This window comes from Thalassospira sp. Z349TD_5, from assembly GCF_056173045.1.
This window is the reverse complement of record NZ_CM149654.1, coordinates 1,116,671-1,137,059: the sequence shown is the minus strand read 5'-3', so window position 1 is coordinate 1,137,059 and position 20,389 is coordinate 1,116,671. Positions and strand designations below refer to the sequence as shown.

16 protein-coding genes are annotated in these 20,389 nt (G+C 56.8%); 11 read left to right on the top strand and 5 right to left on the bottom strand.

Going from position 1 to position 20,389, the window contains the following annotated elements:
- Positions 1-107: 107 nt before the first annotated feature.
- From AC0VXT_RS05035 to AC0VXT_RS05025, 3 genes are all read left to right on the top strand, one after another.
- Positions 108-716 (top strand): MSMEG_1061 family FMN-dependent PPOX-type flavoprotein, encoded by a 609-nt coding sequence (locus AC0VXT_RS05035; RefSeq protein WP_475547749.1) that lies wholly within the window; start codon positions 108-110, stop codon positions 714-716.
- Positions 717-805: 89 nt separating this feature from the next.
- Complete coding sequence (greB, locus tag AC0VXT_RS05030) at positions 806-1,324, top strand: transcription elongation factor GreB (RefSeq protein WP_475547748.1); 519 nt, start codon at positions 806-808, stop codon at positions 1,322-1,324.
- A gap of 57 nt (positions 1,325-1,381) precedes the next feature.
- Positions 1,382-2,005, top strand: a complete 624-nt coding sequence (locus AC0VXT_RS05025) for a class I SAM-dependent DNA methyltransferase (RefSeq protein ID WP_475547747.1) — start codon at positions 1,382-1,384, stop codon at positions 2,003-2,005.
- Between the two features lie 19 nt (positions 2,006-2,024).
- Here the strand turns inward: AC0VXT_RS05025 and hrpB are convergent, their stop codons facing one another.
- From hrpB to AC0VXT_RS05010, 3 genes are all read right to left on the bottom strand, one after another.
- Complete coding sequence (gene hrpB / locus AC0VXT_RS05020; protein WP_475547746.1) at positions 2,025-4,529, bottom strand: ATP-dependent helicase HrpB; 2,505 nt, start codon at positions 4,527-4,529, stop codon at positions 2,025-2,027.
- A gap of 81 nt (positions 4,530-4,610) precedes the next feature.
- Positions 4,611-5,948, bottom strand: coding sequence for a prenyltransferase/squalene oxidase repeat-containing protein (locus AC0VXT_RS05015; RefSeq protein ID WP_475547745.1), 1,338 nt, complete (start codon positions 5,946-5,948; stop codon positions 4,611-4,613).
- On the bottom strand, positions 5,941-7,011 hold the full coding sequence (locus AC0VXT_RS05010; RefSeq protein ID WP_475547744.1) for an O-antigen ligase family protein: 1,071 nt from the start codon (positions 7,009-7,011) through the stop codon (positions 5,941-5,943). The genes AC0VXT_RS05015 and AC0VXT_RS05010 overlap by 8 nt, the downstream gene beginning before the upstream one ends.
- A gap of 122 nt (positions 7,012-7,133) precedes the next feature.
- On the opposite strand from AC0VXT_RS05010, the gene AC0VXT_RS05005 reads away from it, so the two are divergent.
- Positions 7,134-8,465, top strand: a complete 1,332-nt coding sequence (locus AC0VXT_RS05005; protein WP_475547743.1) for an O-antigen ligase family protein — start codon at positions 7,134-7,136, stop codon at positions 8,463-8,465.
- Between the two features lie 309 nt (positions 8,466-8,774).
- Here the strand turns inward: AC0VXT_RS05005 and AC0VXT_RS05000 are convergent, their stop codons facing one another.
- Positions 8,775-10,865 (bottom strand): GumC family protein, encoded by a 2,091-nt coding sequence (locus tag AC0VXT_RS05000; RefSeq protein ID WP_475547742.1) that lies wholly within the window; start codon positions 10,863-10,865, stop codon positions 8,775-8,777.
- A complete protein-coding gene (locus tag AC0VXT_RS04995) occupies positions 10,862-12,346 on the bottom strand; it encodes a WecB/TagA/CpsF family glycosyltransferase (RefSeq protein ID WP_475547741.1) in 1,485 nt (494 codons plus the stop codon). The genes AC0VXT_RS05000 and AC0VXT_RS04995 overlap by 4 nt, the downstream gene beginning before the upstream one ends.
- A 152-nt stretch (positions 12,347-12,498) precedes the next feature.
- On the opposite strand from AC0VXT_RS04995, the gene AC0VXT_RS04990 reads away from it, so the two are divergent.
- The 7 genes from AC0VXT_RS04990 to AC0VXT_RS04960 are packed head-to-tail and all read left to right on the top strand — an operon-like array spanning position 12,499 to position 20,385.
- Positions 12,499-13,602 (top strand): glycosyltransferase family 4 protein, encoded by a 1,104-nt coding sequence (locus AC0VXT_RS04990; protein ID WP_475547740.1) that lies wholly within the window; start codon positions 12,499-12,501, stop codon positions 13,600-13,602.
- Entirely contained in the window at positions 13,599-14,813 is a 1,215-nt protein-coding gene (locus AC0VXT_RS04985) for a glycosyltransferase family 4 protein (RefSeq protein WP_475547739.1), read from the top strand. The genes AC0VXT_RS04990 and AC0VXT_RS04985 overlap by 4 nt, the downstream gene beginning before the upstream one ends.
- A complete protein-coding gene (locus AC0VXT_RS04980; RefSeq protein ID WP_475547738.1) occupies positions 14,806-15,960 on the top strand; it encodes a hypothetical protein in 1,155 nt (384 codons plus the stop codon). Before AC0VXT_RS04985 ends, AC0VXT_RS04980 begins: the two co-directional genes overlap by 8 nt.
- Positions 15,957-16,709 carry a hypothetical protein gene (locus tag AC0VXT_RS04975; RefSeq protein ID WP_475547737.1) on the top strand — a complete coding sequence of 251 codons (753 nt, stop codon included), beginning with the start codon at positions 15,957-15,959 and terminating at the stop codon, positions 16,707-16,709. The genes AC0VXT_RS04980 and AC0VXT_RS04975 overlap by 4 nt, the downstream gene beginning before the upstream one ends.
- Positions 16,694-18,199, top strand: coding sequence for a hypothetical protein (locus AC0VXT_RS04970; protein ID WP_475547736.1), 1,506 nt, complete (start codon positions 16,694-16,696; stop codon positions 18,197-18,199). The genes AC0VXT_RS04975 and AC0VXT_RS04970 overlap by 16 nt, the downstream gene beginning before the upstream one ends.
- Complete coding sequence (locus AC0VXT_RS04965; protein ID WP_475547735.1) at positions 18,192-20,030, top strand: glycosyltransferase; 1,839 nt, start codon at positions 18,192-18,194, stop codon at positions 20,028-20,030. The genes AC0VXT_RS04970 and AC0VXT_RS04965 overlap by 8 nt, the downstream gene beginning before the upstream one ends.
- Positions 20,020-20,385, top strand: coding sequence for an MmcQ/YjbR family DNA-binding protein (locus AC0VXT_RS04960; RefSeq protein WP_475547734.1), 366 nt, complete (start codon positions 20,020-20,022; stop codon positions 20,383-20,385). The genes AC0VXT_RS04965 and AC0VXT_RS04960 overlap by 11 nt, the downstream gene beginning before the upstream one ends.
- Positions 20,386-20,389: the final 4 nt, after the last annotated feature.

The following is a 20,389-nucleotide window of genomic DNA, read 5'->3' as shown; positions in this document are numbered from 1 at the left end:
TTTTTCTGCCGATTTGCAGACAAATCACATGGTCATCTATTTTCAAGCATCTCTTGATCGGGCACTCTCGTTTCTGCTTTTCCTGTTCAAGCCGAAAGAGTTGAATAATGCCTGCCACCGCACCGCGTTCGCCTGCTTTGTCGCACTATCCTGATGTCAGTACACGTGCCAAGGCCAAAGAACTTTCTGCCCTTGATGTCCATTGCAAGAAGTTCATTTCCCTGTCGCCGTTTTGCATTCTTTCAACCGCGACACAGGACAGCGCCCCGGACCTCAGCCCGCGCGGCGGACTTCCGGGTTTTGCCATTGTCCAAGATGATCACACCCTCATCATCCCCGACCGTCCGGGCAACAACCGGCTCGATAATCTTGGAAATCTGGCTGATAACCCAAAAATCGCCCTGCTTTTCATGATCCCGGGGATCAATGAAACGCTACGTGTGCGCGGCACCGCCGACATCATCACCACCGCAGATATCTGTGATCAATTCTCAGAACGTGGCACAGCCCCCCGTTCTGTTCTCAAGGTTTCTGTCAGCTGTGCGTTCCTGCATTGCGCCAAGGCCTTTATGCGGTCCAATCTTTGGTCCGCCGATGCTGTGATTGACCGGGCAGAACTGCCGTCGATGGGACAAATGCTCAAAGATCAGATGCAGTCCGAAGGCCCCCATGAGTCCCAATCAGAAATGGAAGCCCGTTATCGAGACAGCCTGTAATCCAAGCTAACCCAAAAGCTATGATGCGCTGTCCATGCGGCCCCCGATTACATCTTTCGAAAGACGCTCAGTTGGGTTAAAACCCGCCCATGGACAAACCGATTTACATCACACCCGAAGGCCTTGACGCCCTGCGCAAGGAGCTTGACCACCTTTGGAAAAAGGAACGCCCCGAAGTCGTGGCCGTTGTCCATTGGGCCGCAGGCAATGGCGATCGGTCGGAAAATGGCGATTATATCTATGGCAAAAAGCGCCTGCGTGAAATCGACCGCCGGGTACGGTATCTGATCAAGCGGATCGAGGACGCGGTTGTTGTCCGCGCCGATGAACAGCCCGATCATACGCACATTTTCTTTGGCGCAACCGTGACCTATGTGAATGCCCGTGACGAAGAAAAAACCATCCGCATTGTCGGCGAGGACGAAGCTGACAGCCTCAATGGCTGCATCAGTTGGGTCTCCCCCGTCGCCCGCGCCCTGATGAAATCGGGCGTTGGCGATGTGGTCACGGTGCGCACGCCTTCTGGTGAGGATGAGCTCGAAGTGCTCGCGGTGCGTTACCTGTCTTCATCGGACGCAACATCTGGCGCAACATCTGGCGAAATTTGATTAACTCATTGATTTTCGGTATGTTTGATCCTCACTCAAGCAGGAGATCAGATACCGATGGTTCGCGAAAACCCGCTTTTGACACGCGCTTATGCCCTTGCCGGGGATCAAGATGAAATCCGTGCCGTCTATGCTGACTGGGCGGAAACCTATGAAAAAGACACCCTGATCGGCATGGGGTATGTCGCCCCCGCGATTGCGGCCCAAACACTTGCACACCAAGTTGATGCCAACGGGATCGTACTCGATGCGGGCTGCGGTACCGGGCTGGTGGGTCAGGAACTGGGATCGAAGTGCGATGCCACCATCGACGGCATTGATTTGAGCCCGGATATGCTCGATCAGGCCCGTCAAAAAGGCGTCTATCGCAACCTTGATGCTGCGGACCTCACCACACGACTAGATATTGCTGATGACCGCTATGACGGGGTGATCAGTGTTGGCGTCTTTACCAGCGGCCATGTCGGGCCAAGCGCGATCAATGAAATGATCCGCGTGGTTAAACCCGGCGCACCGGCCATCCTCACAGTCCATGAAAATGTCTGGGAAAAGGACGGCTATCAGGCCCATCTTGATCAGATGGAAAAAACCGGGCTGGTCAACGTCCGGAAGATCGTGGATGCCCCCTACCAGCAAAAAGAAGGCAACCGCTGCAAACTGTGCATCCTTCAGGCGGCCTGACCGTGGTACTTTCTCGGCACTACATCTTGCTTTTCACCCGCCGGGTCGGTTCCGCCTGCTGCGGGTCATCGGGCCAGTAATGTTTGGGGTAACGTCCCTTCATCTCGGCTTTGACCTGCGCATAGGACCCGTTCCAGAACCCGATCAAATCGCTTGTCACCTGAATGGGCCGTTGGGCCGGGGACAGCAAATGCAATGTCACCGCCACCTTGCCCCCACCGACCATCGGCGTTTCGGTGGCGCCAAACATTTCCTGCATCCGCACCGGAAGGGCCGGTGTATCCCCACTATAATCAATGCGGATGTTTGATCCGGTGGGGACCTGCCAATGGGTGGGGGCCAGACGATCAAGTTCTTGACGCTGTTGCCAGTCAATCCCCGACAGCAAGGCTTCGCTGATGTTAATCTGCTTAAGCTGCGCGCGTTTGGTGATGCCGGTCAAATAAGGGGCCAGCCACGTTTCAAGTGACGCCAGCAATCCTTCATCACTGACATCGGGCCAGATTTCCCCATCAACACGGTGCAAAAATACCAGCCGTTCGCGCAGGCCATCCGCCGCCTTGTCCCATGGCAGGCAATGCAGGCCAAGCCGCCGGATGCCTTCGATCATTGCGGTTGTGATCGCCTCCGGGTCGGCTGCGTCATGGGTGGCTTTTTCATCCAAAACCAGCGCCCCGATCCGGCGTTGCCAGCGCGCCTGTACGGCACTTGACTGACTATCCCAGAACACCTCTGTGCCTTCGGTAATCTGATCGGCAAAGTGTGTCTCAAGGGTCGCGCGTGATAGCGGTGCGGCAAGGTAAATCTTGGCCTCACGCGCCTGCCCATCCAGTTCCGCCACCGCGATATAGGGTTCTGCGGCCAACCCATCGCCATTGGGCAAAACACCGCCGCGCCCGCCCGACAGACGGTACCGCGCATCCTGTCCCTTACGCCGTTCGCCAATCCGGTCGGGATAGGCAAACGCCAACAACAACCCGACCTGGTCGGCCCGATCCACCGGGCTTTTATCCCCGGTCACACCGGCCTTGCGGCGGGCTTCTTTCAAGCGCCGTGCCAGTTGCTTGGCAGCTTCACCAATCATTTTCGGGGCTTGGCGGTTTAAAATCGCCTCCACCCGCAGGCGCAAATCCGCCCCGCGCCCGCGCATAAAATCGCGATCCGACAACAACGCCGCCAACGCACACGCCTGATCGGCCAAGCCGAGCATATCGCCGCGCAACATCATATGGGCCAAGCGCGGATGTACCGGCAGTCCGGCCATCGCCGTTCCCATGGCGGTAATGCGGTTGGCTTCATCCAGCGCCTCAAGCCTGCGCAAAACATCGCGCGCCTGATCAAGCTTTGCGCCATCAGGCACATCAAGCCACGGCAGGCTGTTCGGATCAGCAACGCCCCAGCGCGCCAGCTCAAGTGTGAGCGGTGCCAGATCGGCCACTGAAATTTCAGCATGGGTAAAGGCCGGGCGCGCGCGATGTTCGGCCTCCGCCCACAGGCGATAACACATGCCCGGCCCCAGCCGCCCGGCCCGGCCCCGGCGTTGCTCGGCACTGGCTTGCGATGATTTCACCGTCACCAGCCGCGTCATGCCCGATGCCGGATCAAATTGCGGCAAACGTTGCAGCCCGCTATCGATCACCACCCGGATACCATCAATGGTCAGCGACGTTTCGGCAATCGCGGTCGCCAAAACCACCTTGCGCATGCCATCCGGGGCCGGTTCAATCGCAATGTCCTGTGCCTGCGCATTCATCGCCCCATAAAGCGGTGCGACAATCACGTCCTTGCCCACCGATGGTTTAAGCGCCGCCTCAACCCGGGTGATTTCCCCCTGTCCGGGTAGAAACGCCAAAATTGATCCGGTTTCTTCGCGCAATGCTGTTCGAATGGCGGAACTCATTTCCGCGTCAATGCGGACATTGCCCCAGTTATCGACACGCGGTGCGATGTATGTGGTTTCCACCGGAAAGGCGCGGCCTTCGCTGGTGATCACCGGGCAATCATTCATAAGACGCGCAATCGGTTCCCCATCAAGGGTTGCCGACATCACAATAATGCGTAAATCATCGCGCAGCGCACCCTGGGTTTCGAGTGCTAGCGCCAGTCCAAGATCAGCATCAAGGGATCGTTCGTGAAATTCATCAAAGATGACGGCGCCAACACCCGATAATTCCGGGTCATCCTGGATCATCCGCACAAGGATGCCTTCGGTGACGACCTCGATCCTGGTTTTAGCACTCACCTTGCTGTCAAACCGCACGCGGTAGCCGACACGCTCCCCAACATTTTCGCCCAGCAAATGCGCCATGCGCCGGGCGGCGGCCCGTGCGGCCAACCGGCGCGGCTCCAACATAATGATCTTTTGATCGCCGCGCCATTTGGCATCAAGCAACGCCAAGGGCACTTTTGTCGTTTTGCCCGCCCCCGGTGGCGCTTGCAGCACCGCATTGGTGCCACCTTCCAGCACAGAACACAGCTCTGGCAGAACACTATCAATCGGAAGGACGGGAAAGGCGTTAGTCATCGGCGGCTTTCGGTTTTAAGGGCCTGTCGCGGTTATTTCGCAAATCACTCAGAAGGGCAAGTCCGGCAAGTATCGCGGTCGCTACGTTGCCTTGGCGGGCGGATGCGGGGTAGGTCGCGTCTGTAAAACAATCCCGCGTTCTCCCGCAATCCGTTGCAGGGTTTTAAGCCCGCGCGTCAGCCCGTAAAGCGCTTCCATCTCGCCGCTCGCCCGTTTTTGCGATGCTGCCGCGCGCGTCAAAGCAAACAACGTCCGAAACCCCTCTTCGGACAGCGCGCGCAGGGCGGCTTCCTTCGCGGCCCGGTCAGGATCGGGATGTTCAAACGATAACGGCATTTGCGGATCAAACGGCTCTGTCATAGCCATATGATCTATCACAATCGACAGCGCCCATGCCATCCAGCTTTGCGTCCAACGCATATAAACCCGCCGATCCGGTCCAAACCGGCCAATCCCGGCATAAAACAGCCCGCGCTTTTCCTCATACAAATGTTTCACGGCCCAATCGGCAATGCGACTTGCCCCCGCACAATCGCCAAACCGGCACAGGCTGGCCATGGCTTGCGCAACGCTGTGGGCATCGATATCGCCATCGCGCCCGGCAAAGCTACGCGGAATGCCGTCCGCATCAAAGCAGGCATCGCGGTAAAACGCCCAGCCGCACGCAATCGCGCCGTCCACCCCCGCCATGCCGCCCCGGCGCAACCGATCCAGCAGATCAAGCACATAAGCGGTGTGAAACCCGTCAACAAACTGGTGATGGCGCAAGGTACCATAAGCCCAACTGCCATCATCGCGTTGGGCATCCAGCACACGCAGAACCGCACGCTTGGTCTTGGCGTTCCCCGGTCGCACCCGGGATAGCGCAAACGCCGCCCACAGACTGGCATTGTGAATTTCAGCAGATGTGTTGGCGACATAGGCGAAATAGCCACCCCGCCAAAGCTGATCTTCGACAAACCCCGCCGCACGCCCCATCACTGGATCATCGCCAGTCACCCCCGCCGCGAAAAGTCCATCCATCACAAAGCTTGTGACAATCGCGTTGCTTTGGTTCTGTGCGGCGTAAAAGGCTCGCGCCTGCCACGCAAACGGGTAGCCCCAGCCGCCATCGGCGTTTTGCATGGCCATCAACCGCGCCTTAAAATCACCAAGCATCACGCCATCAGCAGCCCCGCCGAGCAAGGCCAGTGTTTTCGGATTGACCCTTTTCGGAATGCGGGCGGCGTTACGCAGGATATCCGGCCCGTGTTTGATCGCCTGCACCCAGAACAGCCGGGCCAGCCGAAACCGGTCCAACTGCGCGGCCTGAAACACCGGGCTTTCAAGCCCGTCAAACGGATCGACCCCGGCAAAGTCATTTTCTGCCATCTGGCGCAAAACCCGGTCGCGGATGCTGATCAGATGCGTTTTATCCATGCGCCCTATCCCGGTTCGATGCCATGCCCGCCGCCATCCCGACACAGATCAGGTAATGCCCGTAATTCAAGGCATTATCGGTTATCATAGTGATCGCTACAGAAATCAAAAGACATACCGACAGCCGCGACTTGCGCACCAGCCACACCATCGCCACCCATCCCGACAGCCAAAGCCCAGCGCCGATAATTCCGGTTTCAAACAGGATACGGAAATGATCGTTATGCAGCGCGCCAAAAGACGCAAAGGCATCAAAACCCGATAAAATCTGCTCAACCGCGCCCGCGCCAAACCCCAGCCATTTTTGCCCATCGGATGCCGCCAGCCAGATATCGGCAAATTGGCGCCAAAAGAACAGCCGCCCGCTGTCATGGGTCATCAACAGGCGTGGTAACGCCTGCCACGCAATCATGGCAAATCCGGCAAAAGCAATCGCCCCCACCAGCCATGTTTTCGCCCGTGACAACCGCAGCAGCCCCACCGCATTGACCATCATCGCCAACACCACAATCCGGGTTTGGCTCATCAGTACGGCAATCGCCGCACAGCCGCCAATCCAACGGCCCGCACGCCCCTCAGCGACCGAACACAGGGCAAACAGCCCCAAAAACAGGAACGGATGGTTAAGCCGCAAACCTTCGTGGGTCAGGTAAAACGCACTCGACAGCGGCAGATAAATCACCAATGCGGGCACCATAATGCGCAAACAGTCGCGCCCGATCACCAAGCCTGCGACCAAACCAACCGGCAACATCAAAAGATTGCCGATCAGACGCAGCTTTTCGATCATCACCCCGTTGCCAGACGCCACCAGCATGATCATGCCAACCAGAAGGAAAATCGCACCCAACCCAGCGGGTGATACTAAAATCCGCCGCCCAAACCCGGCCAGAACAACCGTCCAGAATCCCAGCAACAGCAGTTTGGCCGACATCCCGCCAGCCCCCAGCAGCCACAGGGAGACCACCATCACCGCAGTGCCAAGCACAACACACCAGACCGGAAAACCCGGATGGGGCATGGCGGTACAACGCCGCCTGCCGGAGCGAAAACCAACCGTCATGATCGTGCCCACTGAACACCCCGGTGATCAGCAAAAGCGACAGGATGGATTTTTTCCGATACGCTTAGGTCCTTGTTCCCAAACCATATTGACGCAGCACGGTGTTTCCAGTGGTCTTTCGGGTGGCGCAATTTTGTCTTTTGGCCCAAATCATTCTGGCCCCGCTGTTGCTGGGCGGGGCACGGCCATGGGCCATGGGAATTTTGTCGGTTCTGACCGGGATTGGCATCTTGGTATTGTGTGCGAAAATGCCGATCCATATTCCACGTTATCTGCGCGTCATCTGGTTGATGGCGGGGTTGCTGGCGGGCTGGATGATCATGCAATCCCTGCCGATCTGGCCCGTGCAAGCCGCCCCGTTTAACGCCGATCACATCGCCCTTTTCCCCATCGCATGGCACAGCACAGCGGCCGATATCCTGTGGTTTATCGCAACCCTGACGCTGGCATCCTTGCTTGCGCGCAAAGACCCCCAGAGCTTTATCAAACAGGTCTGCATCACAGTGACATGTGCCGCCGCCCTTCAGGTCGGGCTTGCCGCACTGGACCAGATCGCGGGATGGCAAACGACATTCTGGTTTACCAAAACCGCCCATATCGGCGACTGGACCGGCAGCTTTGCCAACCGCAATGCCTTTGCCACAGTGATGATCCTTGGCCTTCTTGCCAGTCTTTATTGCTTTGCCCGAACGCCCGGGTTCTCGGCGGCCAAACGCGTCGATCAAAAAGGCGGCTGGCTTGCCATCGCGGTAATTTGCGGCGTGGCCCTTTTGCAAAGCCATTCGCGCAGCGGGGTCGCCATCGCGCTTGTCAGCATGATTGTCTTTGGCTGGATTTACGTTTTGGCGTCCAATGTTGCCTTGACGCGATGGCGCATTGTTTCTGGTGTTTTGATCACGTCGGGATGGGTCGGGGCATGTGCCCTGCTTGTGATCTTTGCCTTCCCGGAAATCGGACCGCGCTTTGCCGATCTCTCCCGGCTCGATTTGATCCAGCGCGATGATGCGTGGGCAAGCGGGGTTCATGCCATCATGGCCCGTCCGATCACGGGTTATGGTCAGGGCAGTATCGCGCTTGTTCTGGGTCATTTCGCAACACCGGGGCTTAACGCCAACGCCAACTGGTTTAGCAGCCATAACATCTGGCTCGACGGGGCGATCACGCTTGGTCTGCCGATGATGACATGTTTGATTTTGGCCACCCTTTTTGCCGGTTTTAAAATCTGGCGCGGGTTGGGCACCCCACCGCAAAAGGCGCTGTTTGGGGCCATCACAACCATCTTTGTTCTAAGTGCATCGGTTGACTGGATCATCACCTTGCCCGCCCTTATTTTGCCCATCGGGCTTGTCTGGGCGGGCTGTTCTCAAGTTGGTGCAAGGCGCCATCGCGAAAGGCACGGACCATCTGATTTTGCGGCGCAATCTGGTACGCGCGATCAAGCTGTGCGGCTATAGTCCGAAGGTCTTTCGCCCCGATCCGGGCATCAAGTGCCATCAAGACCGGATCAAACGGAGCGTCTTTCATCTGTGCAGATACCTGTTTCACGATCCGCACGCGATCCCCGGAAAGCATGGCCCCGCGCAATGACGTGATATCGGCTTGCGCGCCAAAGCCGTTGGCGTTGCGAAACCCGCTTTGCAGGTTTTCAACCGATGCACCTGCCCCGATTTCCTGATGAACCCGCACCGCCCCCACCCCGACAAGCAATACCGCCAGACACAGCAAACAGCCGCGCGCCACCGACCATACACCCCCGTTTATCGTCATGACATACGCTCCGCCGGGGCGATTGAGGATGGCACAGCCCCATAGGCCGCCCGTGGGCGCGCGCCATTCATCACCACCCCGTTTGGTCGCACGCCAACTGCGCGCAACTGATTGATGGCATCGGCAATGTCGCGCCGTTTGCTATATCCGCATCGCACGGCAAACAGCCCGACATCGGCCTGCCTGAAGGCAACGATCGCATCGGCAACCGCAAGGATCGGCGGCGTATCAATGATGATATGATCATAGGTCTGACGCAGATTTGCGATTACATCGGGGAACCGTGTTTCAATCAAACGGGTGGCCATATTTCCCGGCACGGCAAAGGCCGCACCAAGTTGATCATAACGCCCACCTTGTCCGCTGATAATTGCATCCTCAAGCATGCAATCCCCCGATAACACAGCCGTCAGATCCCGCCCGCCATCCCCACCGGTTTCAAGCGGCCCCGGATCATGAAGATCGGCATTGATCAGCAACACCCGCGCCCCAAACCCGGCCAAAACGCTGGCAAGCGATCTTGCAATATGGCTTTTGCCTTCGCCGGTGACGGCCGATCCCATCGCAATGAGTTGTGCTGTTTTCGCGTGTTCGGCGGGTGTTGCTTTTTCCTGATGCAGTATCCGCATTAAAACCGCCAGATGCCCGATGGCTTCATGCCCGCCATCCGGGCTTTCCATATCGGGTATGCGGGCAAAAAGATGGATGCCAAGCGTGGTTTCGGCGTCAAAACCGTCATCAATGGTCTGATCGAAATAATGACGCAGCAAGGCAGCAATGACAGACCCGAACATCGCAATGAGCACCACCATCAGCATAAGATCGCGCTTATTGGGAAACTCGGCGGTTGTCGCAGCCGTCGCCGGACGCAGGATCTCAACATCCCCGCGAAACGCCACCAAATCACGCTGCAGGCTTTGCGATTTTTGCCCCAACTCCAGAACATCTGCACGGGCCATTTCCACCGCACGCAGCAAGGCCGCCTGTCCCTGCATCCTGTCATGGCGCTCTGTCATGCGGTCATGCCATTGATCGCGCTGTTGTGTGACAAGTTTTAACTTTCCTGATGCCCCCGCCACCTTAAGATCAAGTTGCTGTACAACCCGGTCCGCCGCACTGCGCGCAGCGGTAAACAGCTCGGAATGAAGTGTATCGAGTTCGCGGCTTTTGCTTTGCATGACCGGATGTTTTGGGCCGTAGCGTTGATCCAGTGTGACATATTCGGAGCGCAACTCATCAAACCGTGTCGCCAACTGGCTGACAATCGGATTGCCTGCCACGTCTGGCATCGCCAGAAGGTGGGACAGTTTTTGCAAATCCGCACCGTGATCACGTGCAACACGGGCGGCGATTAATTCATGCCCGATTTCTTCGGCCTGCTCATCCAGTGCATAGATGCGCGCCAGCATCATTTTGCTTTCTTGCTCATCAAGAACCCCGGCATCGCGTTGCCAGCTGGTCAGAGTTTCTTCGCGTTTGGCAAGTTCGGCCTGTACTGTTTGATATTGTGCCTCGACCTCCTGTGCCCGGTGGCGCAGATATTGTTTTTGCCGTCCTTCACGCCACCAGACATGGCTTTCAATAATTGTCTGTAAAACAGTCTGGCCAAGATCGGGGGATATGCTGTGATAACTGACCTCAAGCACCGCCGCATTACCAATACGGTTGGCCTCAAGCCCGGCGCGAAGCGTATCAATCATTGTGGTTTCGAAGGTTATGGATGGCGATTGCCCCGCGTTCCAGACATCATCACCGCGCAAAACCGCAAGGGCGGCTGATAAAACGTCCTGACTTTTCATTTCCGCAATAAGGGTTTCGATTTCCTGTGCCGTTACCTGTCCTGTTTGCGACGGTTGTGCTTGGATCGCACTTGGTTGTGGCACCTCAACCGCGCGGGTGAGGCCAACTTCGGCCACCGCCCTGTATTCTGGCTGCCATTGCCCCACCGCAATCAGCCCGCTCAAAAGGATCACGACAAACGCCAACAGCGTCACACCACGACGCTGCCACATGATCGCAATAAGATCGCCCAGCGACGGGTCAAATCGTGGGGCATATTGATTTGGGTTGTTGGGGGTTCCTGTCATCGCGGACTGGCATCCTCCGAGACGAAATCAAAGATATTTTCTTCGCGCTCCGCCGTCCCCCAGGATGACGTTTCCCCGGCAAAGCCACGATTGACCGGACGAATGAAATAAAGCGATGGCTGCGCGAATTTGAATCTATCGGGCGCGATGGTTTGGCGTGAAACCGGCTCAGTGCCGGGCTGGATGGTCATTCTTGGTCGGGAAACCATTTCACTGTCAAACAGGATCGTATTCCGGTTGCCAAACATCCGGCCACTCAAACCCGGACTGGTCGCATCCACCATTCTGGCAAACCGTTCCGGTTCGGGGTGGATGTCGAACAAATGCCCGATCACCCCGCCTATGACCGCTTCGATCAAAAAGCTGTTTGCGCCCGACATTTTAAGAACGGTTTCAAACACCACCAAAAGCGCCTTGATCGCCTCATCAACGGCATCCCAGTCCGGCGTTGCCAATGTTTTCCCAGTCGCCCCTTGCGTATCTGTATCCTGCCCGATCAGCATGCCCAGAATGTCATTGATCATGGCATCAAGATCATCGGTGGTGGTGATTTCTGATAATCGCCGCTCAATCCATGCCCGGGTGCCTAGTTGATTAAGCGCGGCGGGAATTTGGCTGGTTGATCCCGGCAAAGAGGCTGCAGATGCGGTCGGGTTTTGAACAATTCCGCTCATTGCCATGCCCATAACAGCCAATGCCATAACCATCACACTCGCCCATTTACGCAACCTGTCGGCATGATATCCAAGGACGGCTGGGACGATTAATTTGCCAAATCCCGCCAGCCCCCGCACATAGCGCGGCATCATCAGGCGCGGCTGGCACAAAATGCGCCACAAAAATTCCAACCCGCATTTCTGCCAAGGCACCGGCGCCCGGTGCACCTCGCCCGCCAGCACATCAAATGCCCCGCCAACCCCCATGGCAAACCGACATCCGGTTTTGGGCGCGATGCTATCGACAAACAATTCCTTGCGCGGTGAGGGCAAGGCGACAAAAAGCGCATCCGCACCGCTTTGCCTGATCATCGCCACCAGCTTGTCATCCTCGGGTTCATATCCGTGATGAGCCCCGGCAATCACAAGCCCAGGATACCAAATGGGAAGTTTTCTCTGCAGTGTGTCAACAACATCAGGCTTGGCACCAAGCAGGAAAACACGCACACCAGACTTCGCAAATCGCGGCAGCAACGCCGTCATAAGGTCAATCCCCGTGACACGCTGACCAACAGGAATTCCGATCAAACGCGCCGCCCAGACGATCCCCATACCATCCGGCGACAGGCAATCTGCGCTCTGCAATGCGTGGTAAAGTTCAGCATGTTTTTGGGCCTGTGGCAATTTCACCGCGTTCAGGCATTGATGGCGAAAACATCCATCTTGAGGCCGATTTTTCAACCTGTCACAGATATCGTCACACAGTGTTTCCTGTGCGCGCAGGTCAAGCTTAAGGCCAAAGAACGCCGACGTCGCCAATACCATTCACCACCCCTGTGAAACCCGGATGTGTTTTTATCGTTCTATCCGGACCGCGAACCTGTCCCAAATTCTGCGTTTAAATCATTGATATGGATAATAACTTATGATTGAGTTGTCAGCAACATCAGCATCTTGGGGTAAAGAGTTCGGTGAAGGTGACGCTGCTGACCAACCTTGTTCCCCCTTACCGTCGGGCGGCTTTTGGCCTTGTTGCGGAACATGCCAAATCGGTTGGCGGAACATCCCATGTTATCTGTACGGACCTCGACGAAACCCAACACATTTGGGCGCAACAAAGCGCCCCCTTTAGCTGCTGTTCCCTGTCGGCACTTCGCATCCCGCTTGGTGAAAACCGCAGGCTTTCGTTTACCTTTGGCGTGACGCGCGAACTGACCCGCACCGCCCCGGATGTTCTGATCCTGTCGGGATTTGGCCCGGCCATGTGGCGCGCACAACGCTGGGCAAAAAAGCACGCCATACCAACCGTTGTGTTGTTTGATGGCTGGCTGGGATCCGATGCCGCCTATGACAACAGGGTTCGGCGGGCCTTGCGACAAAATATGATCAAACAAGCCAGCGGTTTTATCACCGCCAGTTCCCGTGGCAAAGACTGGTTCGAAACATTTGGCGTCCCCCCGGACCAGATCACGGTTAGCCCGATCCCAACATCCTTTGCCCCACCAAAAGCCACCCCTGATTTTACCCACCGCCCATTTGACATTCTGTGGTGCGGACGCACGACCGCCGCAAAAGGGTTTGACACATTCCTTCAAATAGCCCGGATACTCAAAGTCAGGAAGGCGATCACGAAGGTCGGGATTGTCGGCGCCCTTAATATCTCAAAGGTCAAACGAAAGGTCGCAGAATACGGATTGTCGGGCATCACCGACATTCACCCGCTTTTACCGCCCGAACACTTGCCGGATTTCCTGACACAGGCAAAAATCTGCCTGTTTCCCAGCCACAATGATGCTTACGGCGTTGGCGTGATCGAGGCGATTTCATGTGGTGCCCTCGTCCTTACCAGCGATGCGGTCGGCTGTGCATCGGATGTTTTGGCATCTGACCAAACCCTTCCACCCCACACCACCTCAGATTGGGCCACCGCCTGCGAGGACTTACTCACCAACCCGGTAAAAGGGGATCACATACGCGCCACACAATCGGCCAAGATTGCCACCAATACAGCCGACCATCACGCGCGCTCGATCTGGCAGGCTGCCCTTGCCGCACGAAGCCGGTCGCGAGATACGGTATGATAAACGCCCCAAAACCGGTTCAACGCCGCCGCCACACCGACCCCGATATCTGGATGATCGGGCGGGTCGATCAGTTTGCCGTTCTTGCCACCCATCTGGCCCAAAACAACCGACTGGCGCGATGGGACAGTTTCTGGCGTCATGACGGACAGGGCATCATACGTCCGCCCGCACGTGAGCTTGACCCGGTTTTATCCGATATTCCCGGACGGCATCTCATCCCCGATCTTTTGGGCACAGCGGCGCGAAAACTGCGTCTGCCGGCTCATAACCTGTATTCCGACATTCCCCTATCCCTGATGGCAGCCGCCCATTTGCCAAAGGCAAAAATTCTGCATGGTCAGGGCAATTACAGCCTGCCCGCCATGCGGCGTGCCAAAAAACACGGCCTGATCACGATTTCCGATGTCACCGGCCAACTGGCCCCGATCCGCCGTAACCAGCTTGCCGATGAATATAAAGCCCATGATCGCAGCTACCGCGAAATTTCCAATATTCTCGCCCGCCGCCGTATCGCAGAAACTCATTTCGCCGATGCGGTTTTTGCCCCGTCCGATGCGGTGATCGACGGGCTTTTGAAGTGTGGCATCCCCCCCGACAATATCTTTCACATCCCCTTTATGTCGCCCCTTTGTCAGACGCTTGTTAATCAGGAACGTCCTACGCCAACGGATGCGACTGTCCGGCTGCTGTATGTTGGCAATATTTCCATCGCCAAAGGCATCGCGGCGTTGCTGGACGCATGGCGGGCATTGCACGCAGAGTTTCGAGGTCGGATCAGTTTGACCCTTATTGGTCCAGTCCAGCCCTGCGCACAGGCGTTGGTCAAAGACCTTCCTGAAGGCTGTGACTGGCTTGGGCGGCGGTCCTCACACGAGGTTGCCCAACATTTGCTCGGTGCGGATATCTTTGTCTTTCCCAGCCTGTCAGAAGGCAGCAGCTTGGCAACCCTTGAAGCCATGGCCACAGGCTGCGCCGTCGTCACCACCTTTGATGCCGGAAGCCCGGTGATCAACCAGCAAAGCGGCCTGATCGTGCCGCCACGTGATCCCGGCGCAATCACCACCGCCGTCTCCACCCTGATCAGCCAGCCGATGGTGCGCCAAAACATGGCGCATGCGGCCCGCAGTCAAATCAAGAACATGCTTGAAACCGGCTATGGCAACCGGGTCGAGATGGCCTATGACACACTGCTGACCCGCCATGGATAGGATCGCGCACAGCCTTTATCCGCTTTTGTATCCGCTGTGGCTGATTGCCGCCAATCTGACCGCACGCGCGGGCGGTATGATCATTCTTTTGATCCTTGGTCATGGGTTTACCGCCCAGATGCTTGGTGATTATTTCGCGATGCTGGCCTTGGTCGGGCTCGGCGTGACCGCCGCACAGGCCGGAACCGGACCACTTTTGATCCGATTACGGCAAGCCGGAAAACTTAGGTGGGCCTTGGCCTGTGTTGTCTTGCGCGGGATAATTGCCCTGGGTGCCATCCTCTGGATCGCCGTTGAAACGGGTACCGATACCCTGACCCAATACTGGCCGCTGTTGATAATGCCCATCACGGCTGCCTTGTCACCAGACTGGATCATCTCCGCCCGAACCGAATTTTCCCGGATCAGTATGATTGCGTTGATGGCCCAGATGGTCGGGATTGCCACGGCGGCATGGGCGGCACATGCCAGTAACCCCGATTTGCTGTTTGCCGTTGCCCCGGCAATATCCATCACAAGCTTTATCGCTGCCACGCTCTTTGCGCTCAATCGCACAACGAATCAACAAACAGCACCACTGTGCATAACTACCCCATCCCGACCCACGGCCTTTGGCATGATCGGCTTTACCCTGCTTGCTGGCGTTTTACCCAATCTCGATTTTGTCTTGCTGGGTTCCGACACCACCCTGTTTCTCGCCCAGCGCATTTTCCTGATCTGTGCCGCATTTTTGGCCGCCATTTCCGGTGCACTCTTTGCCAAACAGCAACCCGGACATCTTCGGGATGTCTGGCTGATCGCACCAATGGTGGCGGCAAGTATGGTCCTGTGGATATGGCCTGACGTCATTGCAGCCATCATCTATGCTGCCCCAAGTCACGAGCTCATAACGCTCCTTCAAACCGGCGCATTCTGGCCAATCCTGCTGGCCTTGCTCAGTCGGCAAATATTGATCATGCAAGAGCAGCCCTCTGCCATGTGGGTCGGCTGGCTGTGCCTGTGCGGCATGATCGTAAGCGCGGCCCTCCTCCCGGCACCGGCAGAACCAAGCGATATCCTTATCTTGATGCAACTCCGTTTGGCTTTGGTCCTTTCACTACTTTATGTCAGTGGGCTGAAATACCTGCGGCGGGTGGCGCCATCATGACCCAACTTCAAACAGATATCCGCAATCACCGTCTGGTATCCGGCCAGTTCGGCGCCATCCGCTTTGCCAACTGGGGGATTGAATTTTCCGACCGGCATTCGTTTGTCACCCTGACCGATACCCCACGTAATGCCACGTTTACCGATGGCATTTGGCACCTATCGCAAGGACGCTGGCAGGCAACTTTGCTGACAGCCCAAACCGACCCCGCAACCATCACCACCCACGCCCAATTCACCGCCCTTGGCGATGCCCCCCTGCAAGACGCCGTTTTGCGCATGGTGTTTGACAAGCACGACATTGCCCACGGCGCAATCGCCGGACAAACCTTTGAGCACCGCGACAGTGACAAGTACCGTCTTTTCCCACCAAGTCAGGCGCCCGACGTCCGCCTCGTTGGCACCGATGGCAGTAAGATCATCATCACGCTCAATACGTTTGACGTTGCGGGACGCTTTGCCCCGTATCTCTATCTGCGTGATCGCGGCGATCACTGGATTGTCCATGCACGATTGTTGCCGATAAACCCCGTCGATCACGTCTGGCTGCGCTGGGCCAACCGGCTCTTTACCTTGTCGGCTCCCGATCCATTGGCCCGTGCGCTGTGGAACATGCCCGGCGGTCAAAAACTGCTCTGGCGGTTGCGCGAACGGTTGGGGCGGCATTGCCCCGAAATTCAGGCCGTCCCGCTCAACACTGTTTCGGCCGGTCAAACGCTGTCGCTGGGGGTGACATGTCGCTTCCTGTAACACGCATCAGCATGGCCGAACGCAGCCACCGCCTTGCAAGGCTGATTGCCGATCAGCTTGCCGAACGCCAACAACCCGATGGCACGTTCGAGCAACACAGCTTTTACGCCCCCGCCTTTGCCGCCGCCCTATGGGCGCAACTGGACCCAGCACTTTACGCCCATCAGATCGAAGCCGCGTTATCCGCGCTTGAGGCCGAACAGCAAACCCCGCACTACCACCGCGAATTTATCGAATATGGCCTCCGGCAAATACCGGGCCTTTGTGCCGAACGTCTTGCCGCCATCCTGCGCAAAGCCCCCACCCAATCGCCAGACGTTGCCAATTGGCAGGTCCTTGGCATGATCAACCGGCGTCTCTCGCTAAAAAAGGGTGCTGGCAAATACCGGAAAGTCATCAACTGGCTACATTGGGCCTTCATCCGCCTGCGCTATTGGCGCACCCCGCTTTTCTGGGATCGACCGACCTGTTTTTCCGGTCAATATCACGCCTTTTGCACCGCCCTTCTGACAGACAGCCCCGAAGCCACCCACCGTATCATTGCCGCCAAGGCAACCGCCCTGATTGCCGAGCTCTCTGGTGATCATGGCTATGCAAACCTTCTGGGACGCGGGGCCGGGCAAAGTTTTGGCGCGGTATGTGCGCTATACGCCCTTACCAAACACGGATTTCAGACCCAAGCCGACGCCATCTTGTTTCGACTTGAAACGGCTGCTTTAATGACAGGAACAATCCCGCTTAACCTGCTTTTCCCCGCTGACCTGCCATCTGATCCGGGTCCTGCCAACCCGGCGACACCGGGCTGGTACAGCTATAACCGCCATGACGATTATCTCGCTTTTGCGGGCTATTGGCTTTTGAAGATTGCGACCAGCCCAACAGAGCCAAGACCTCAGCCAAAACCACCAAACTTAAAAGCGACACCCATCGCAATCTTTTCAAACGCCACCTATCAGGCGCAGATGTGTCTTGGCGGCAAACGCAGTTTCGATCTTACCCCCTGCCCGGTTGTCCTGACTGGCTCAGGCACCACCACGACCTTGCTGTTCGCGCCAACCGGCGGCGAAGAAGATGCACCCAGCCTGTATGGCCCGGCGTCCATCCCGCTCCCGGCGACCTCGGACGGCAAGTATTTTGCGCAAATTCGCAAAGCATCCAGAACCAAAAACACCGTCCGAATTAATTTCAAACTGGCCGGAGTTTCGGGACAACGGACCATCACGTTTGAGGACACCCAAATCACCATCACCGACAAGATCGCCACCAAATGCGATCTGCTTCGACTGTTGGTGCATCACGACGTAAAGCTGGTGCATATCTCACAACAGCAGCTTCACGCCCCGGACCTAGGCATCTCATTCCATGCGGATCGTAACCTCGTCATAGATGAGACAAACCACTTCACCGCTGCAGGCTCGGCCCGCAGGGTTATCGAGCCCCACACCGATCACGCCACATTGCGCATATGCTGGGGGACCGACGATGTCTGATGCCATCACCGTCATCACCACCATCCGCGATGGCAATGCCTTCCTTGATCGGTTCTTTGAAAACCTTGCTGCAACCTTACGCGATCAGGATTTTGCCGTGATCGTTGATGACGGCTCCAAACATCCAGTGCGCTTGCCCGCAAACCTTGCGCAAGACCCACGTTTCACCCTGATCACGCCCGATAAGATCGGACGGGGTGCAGCGCTGAACATCGCCATAAAAGGCGCGCCAACCGATCCGATTGCCATTCAGGATGTTGATGATCTTTCCCAGCCCGGTCGGTTGGCCGCTCAAACAGCATTTCTCATGGCCCATCCCGACTGCTTATTGTTTGGTCGCGCCACATCTGATCGACCTTGGCTCTGGCCGATGCCCCATCGACATATTTCCGCCAAACGCCTTTATCGCGGCAACCCATTGCACCATTCAACACTGGCCTTTCACAAATCAATTTGGGAACAAGCGGGGGGATATGATCCTGATCTTGTCTGTTGCATTGATCTTGATTTTTATCTGCGGGCCGTGACCTCAGCCGGGGCAAAAATGATCCAGTTGCGCACCAAGATCGTTGACCGCAACCTTGCCCCGCAAAACCGCTTCTTTGCCCAAATCAAACCAGAGATCTATCACCAGACCCGTGATCGGGTGCTGGCACGCTATCGTGATAAAATCGACACCCTGCCATTTTCAGAACCGACCGCCAAACCACAATGCATTGCCATGGTGCAATTGCCCCCGCTGATGCATGGTGCCGCGGCGATGAACCTGCATGCGGTTGACGCACTTGCGCGTTGCACGGACTTAACCGTCCTTGAAATGCGATTTGGCACAAAGCTTGGCGACATTGCCAAATTCTCACTGCGCAAAGTCGCCATTGCCCTGTGGTTGCTGATGAAGCTAGGGGTCAGCCTGCCCCGCGCCAAGGCATTTTACATCTGCTTTGCGCCCAACGGGGCCGCCTTTTACCGCGATTGTCTGTATGTCCTGCTGGCCAAGCTGTTTGGCGTTCCGGCGATCTTGCATCTGCACGGACGGGGCTTGGCGACAATGCGTCAAAACCGAGGGGTTGCCCGACTGCAACGGTTGGTTTTCGCCAATCAAACCGCGATTGTGCTCGGCTCAAGATTGATGGATGAAGTTGACAGCCTGCCCTGCACCAAACTCATCATCCCAAACGCCCTACCCACTCGCGCCCTTGCGCCCCAAGGCACAGCAAAGTGGACGGCACACCAACCGGTCAGACTGCTGTATCTCTCTAACCTGTTCCGCGCCAAGGGCATAGAAACCCTGCTCAAAGCAACCGCACGACTGATCAAAGACGGTGTTGCGGTGACACTCGACATTGCCGGTGCGCCGGGCGATATCACCGCACAGAAACTCAAGCACCTTCTGTCCGAACATGGGATTGCGCACATCGCAACCTATCACGGGGCCGTCAATGCGGATCAGCGCATGGGATTGTTTGAAACCACCGACCTGTTTGTCTTTCCCAGCAATTATCCCAACGAAGCCCAGCCGCTTGCTGTGCTGGAGGCCATGGCCGCCGGTGTACCGGTGATCACCAGCAACATCGCCACCCTGCCCGAATTTGTCCGTGATGGTGAAACCGGGCGGTTATGTGTGCCCGATGACCCTGATAAATTAGCACACACCATCAAGCAGGCCATCAACAGCCCCGACCAAACACATGCCATGGCACAGGCCTCGCAGTTGATGTGCCAAACCGATTTCACCATGGATCGTTTTGCACGTGATATCTGCGGCGTTATGGGTAAAGTCTGTAAAATCGAACCTGCCCCGAAAGAAGGACCCGACAAAAATGACCCGTGACGAGTTCAACGATTTTTGCAAATCCCTGCCCCATACAACCCATGTGGTGCAATGGGGTGGTGCGGATGTCTGGAAAGTCGGCGGCAAGGTTTTTGCCATTGGCGGCTGGACCAAAACCGACACGCTGGGCATCACGTTTAAAACGTCCGAAATCGGCTATGAAGTCCTAAAAGATCAACCCGGTTTGCGCCCGGCACCGTATCTGGCGTCGCGGGGGATGAAATGGATTCAGCATTACGACATACCGGGCCTTGCCGATGACGACCTTAAAAGCCACATCGAAAGTTCGCACCGCATTGTTTTCAAAGGACTAACCAAGAAACTGCAGCGCGAGCTTACTCTTCACCAAAAATGAATAA

Bases quoted from the DNA above. Each gene is read 5' to 3' on its own strand.
- AC0VXT_RS05035 (WP_475547749.1), top strand. From the start codon at position 108: ATGCCTGCCACCGCACCGCGTTCGCCTGCTTTGTCGCACTATCCTGAT.
- AC0VXT_RS04985 (WP_475547739.1), top strand. From the start codon at position 13,599: ATGATAAACGCCCCAAAACCGGTTCAACGCCGCCGCCACACCGACCCC.
- AC0VXT_RS05010 (WP_475547744.1), bottom strand. From the start codon at position 7,011: ATGACGGTTGGTTTTCGCTCCGGCAGGCGGCGTTGTACCGCCATGCCC.
- hrpB (WP_475547746.1), bottom strand. From the start codon at position 4,529: ATGACTAACGCCTTTCCCGTCCTTCCGATTGATAGTGTTCTGCCAGAG.
- AC0VXT_RS04960 (WP_475547734.1), top strand. From the start codon at position 20,020: ATGACCCGTGACGAGTTCAACGATTTTTGCAAATCCCTGCCCCATACA.
- AC0VXT_RS04970 (WP_475547736.1), top strand. From the start codon at position 16,694: ATGTCGCTTCCTGTAACACGCATCAGCATGGCCGAACGCAGCCACCGC.
- AC0VXT_RS05025 (WP_475547747.1), top strand. From the start codon at position 1,382: ATGGTTCGCGAAAACCCGCTTTTGACACGCGCTTATGCCCTTGCCGGG.
- AC0VXT_RS05015 (WP_475547745.1), bottom strand. From the start codon at position 5,948: ATGGATAAAACGCATCTGATCAGCATCCGCGACCGGGTTTTGCGCCAG.
- AC0VXT_RS04995 (WP_475547741.1), bottom strand. From the start codon at position 12,346: ATGGTATTGGCGACGTCGGCGTTCTTTGGCCTTAAGCTTGACCTGCGC.
- AC0VXT_RS04965 (WP_475547735.1), top strand. From the start codon at position 18,192: ATGTCTGATGCCATCACCGTCATCACCACCATCCGCGATGGCAATGCC.
- AC0VXT_RS05000 (WP_475547742.1), bottom strand. From the start codon at position 10,865: ATGACAGGAACCCCCAACAACCCAAATCAATATGCCCCACGATTTGAC.
- greB (WP_475547748.1), top strand. From the start codon at position 806: ATGGACAAACCGATTTACATCACACCCGAAGGCCTTGACGCCCTGCGC.
- AC0VXT_RS04980 (WP_475547738.1), top strand. From the start codon at position 14,806: ATGGATAGGATCGCGCACAGCCTTTATCCGCTTTTGTATCCGCTGTGG.
- AC0VXT_RS04975 (WP_475547737.1), top strand. From the start codon at position 15,957: ATGACCCAACTTCAAACAGATATCCGCAATCACCGTCTGGTATCCGGC.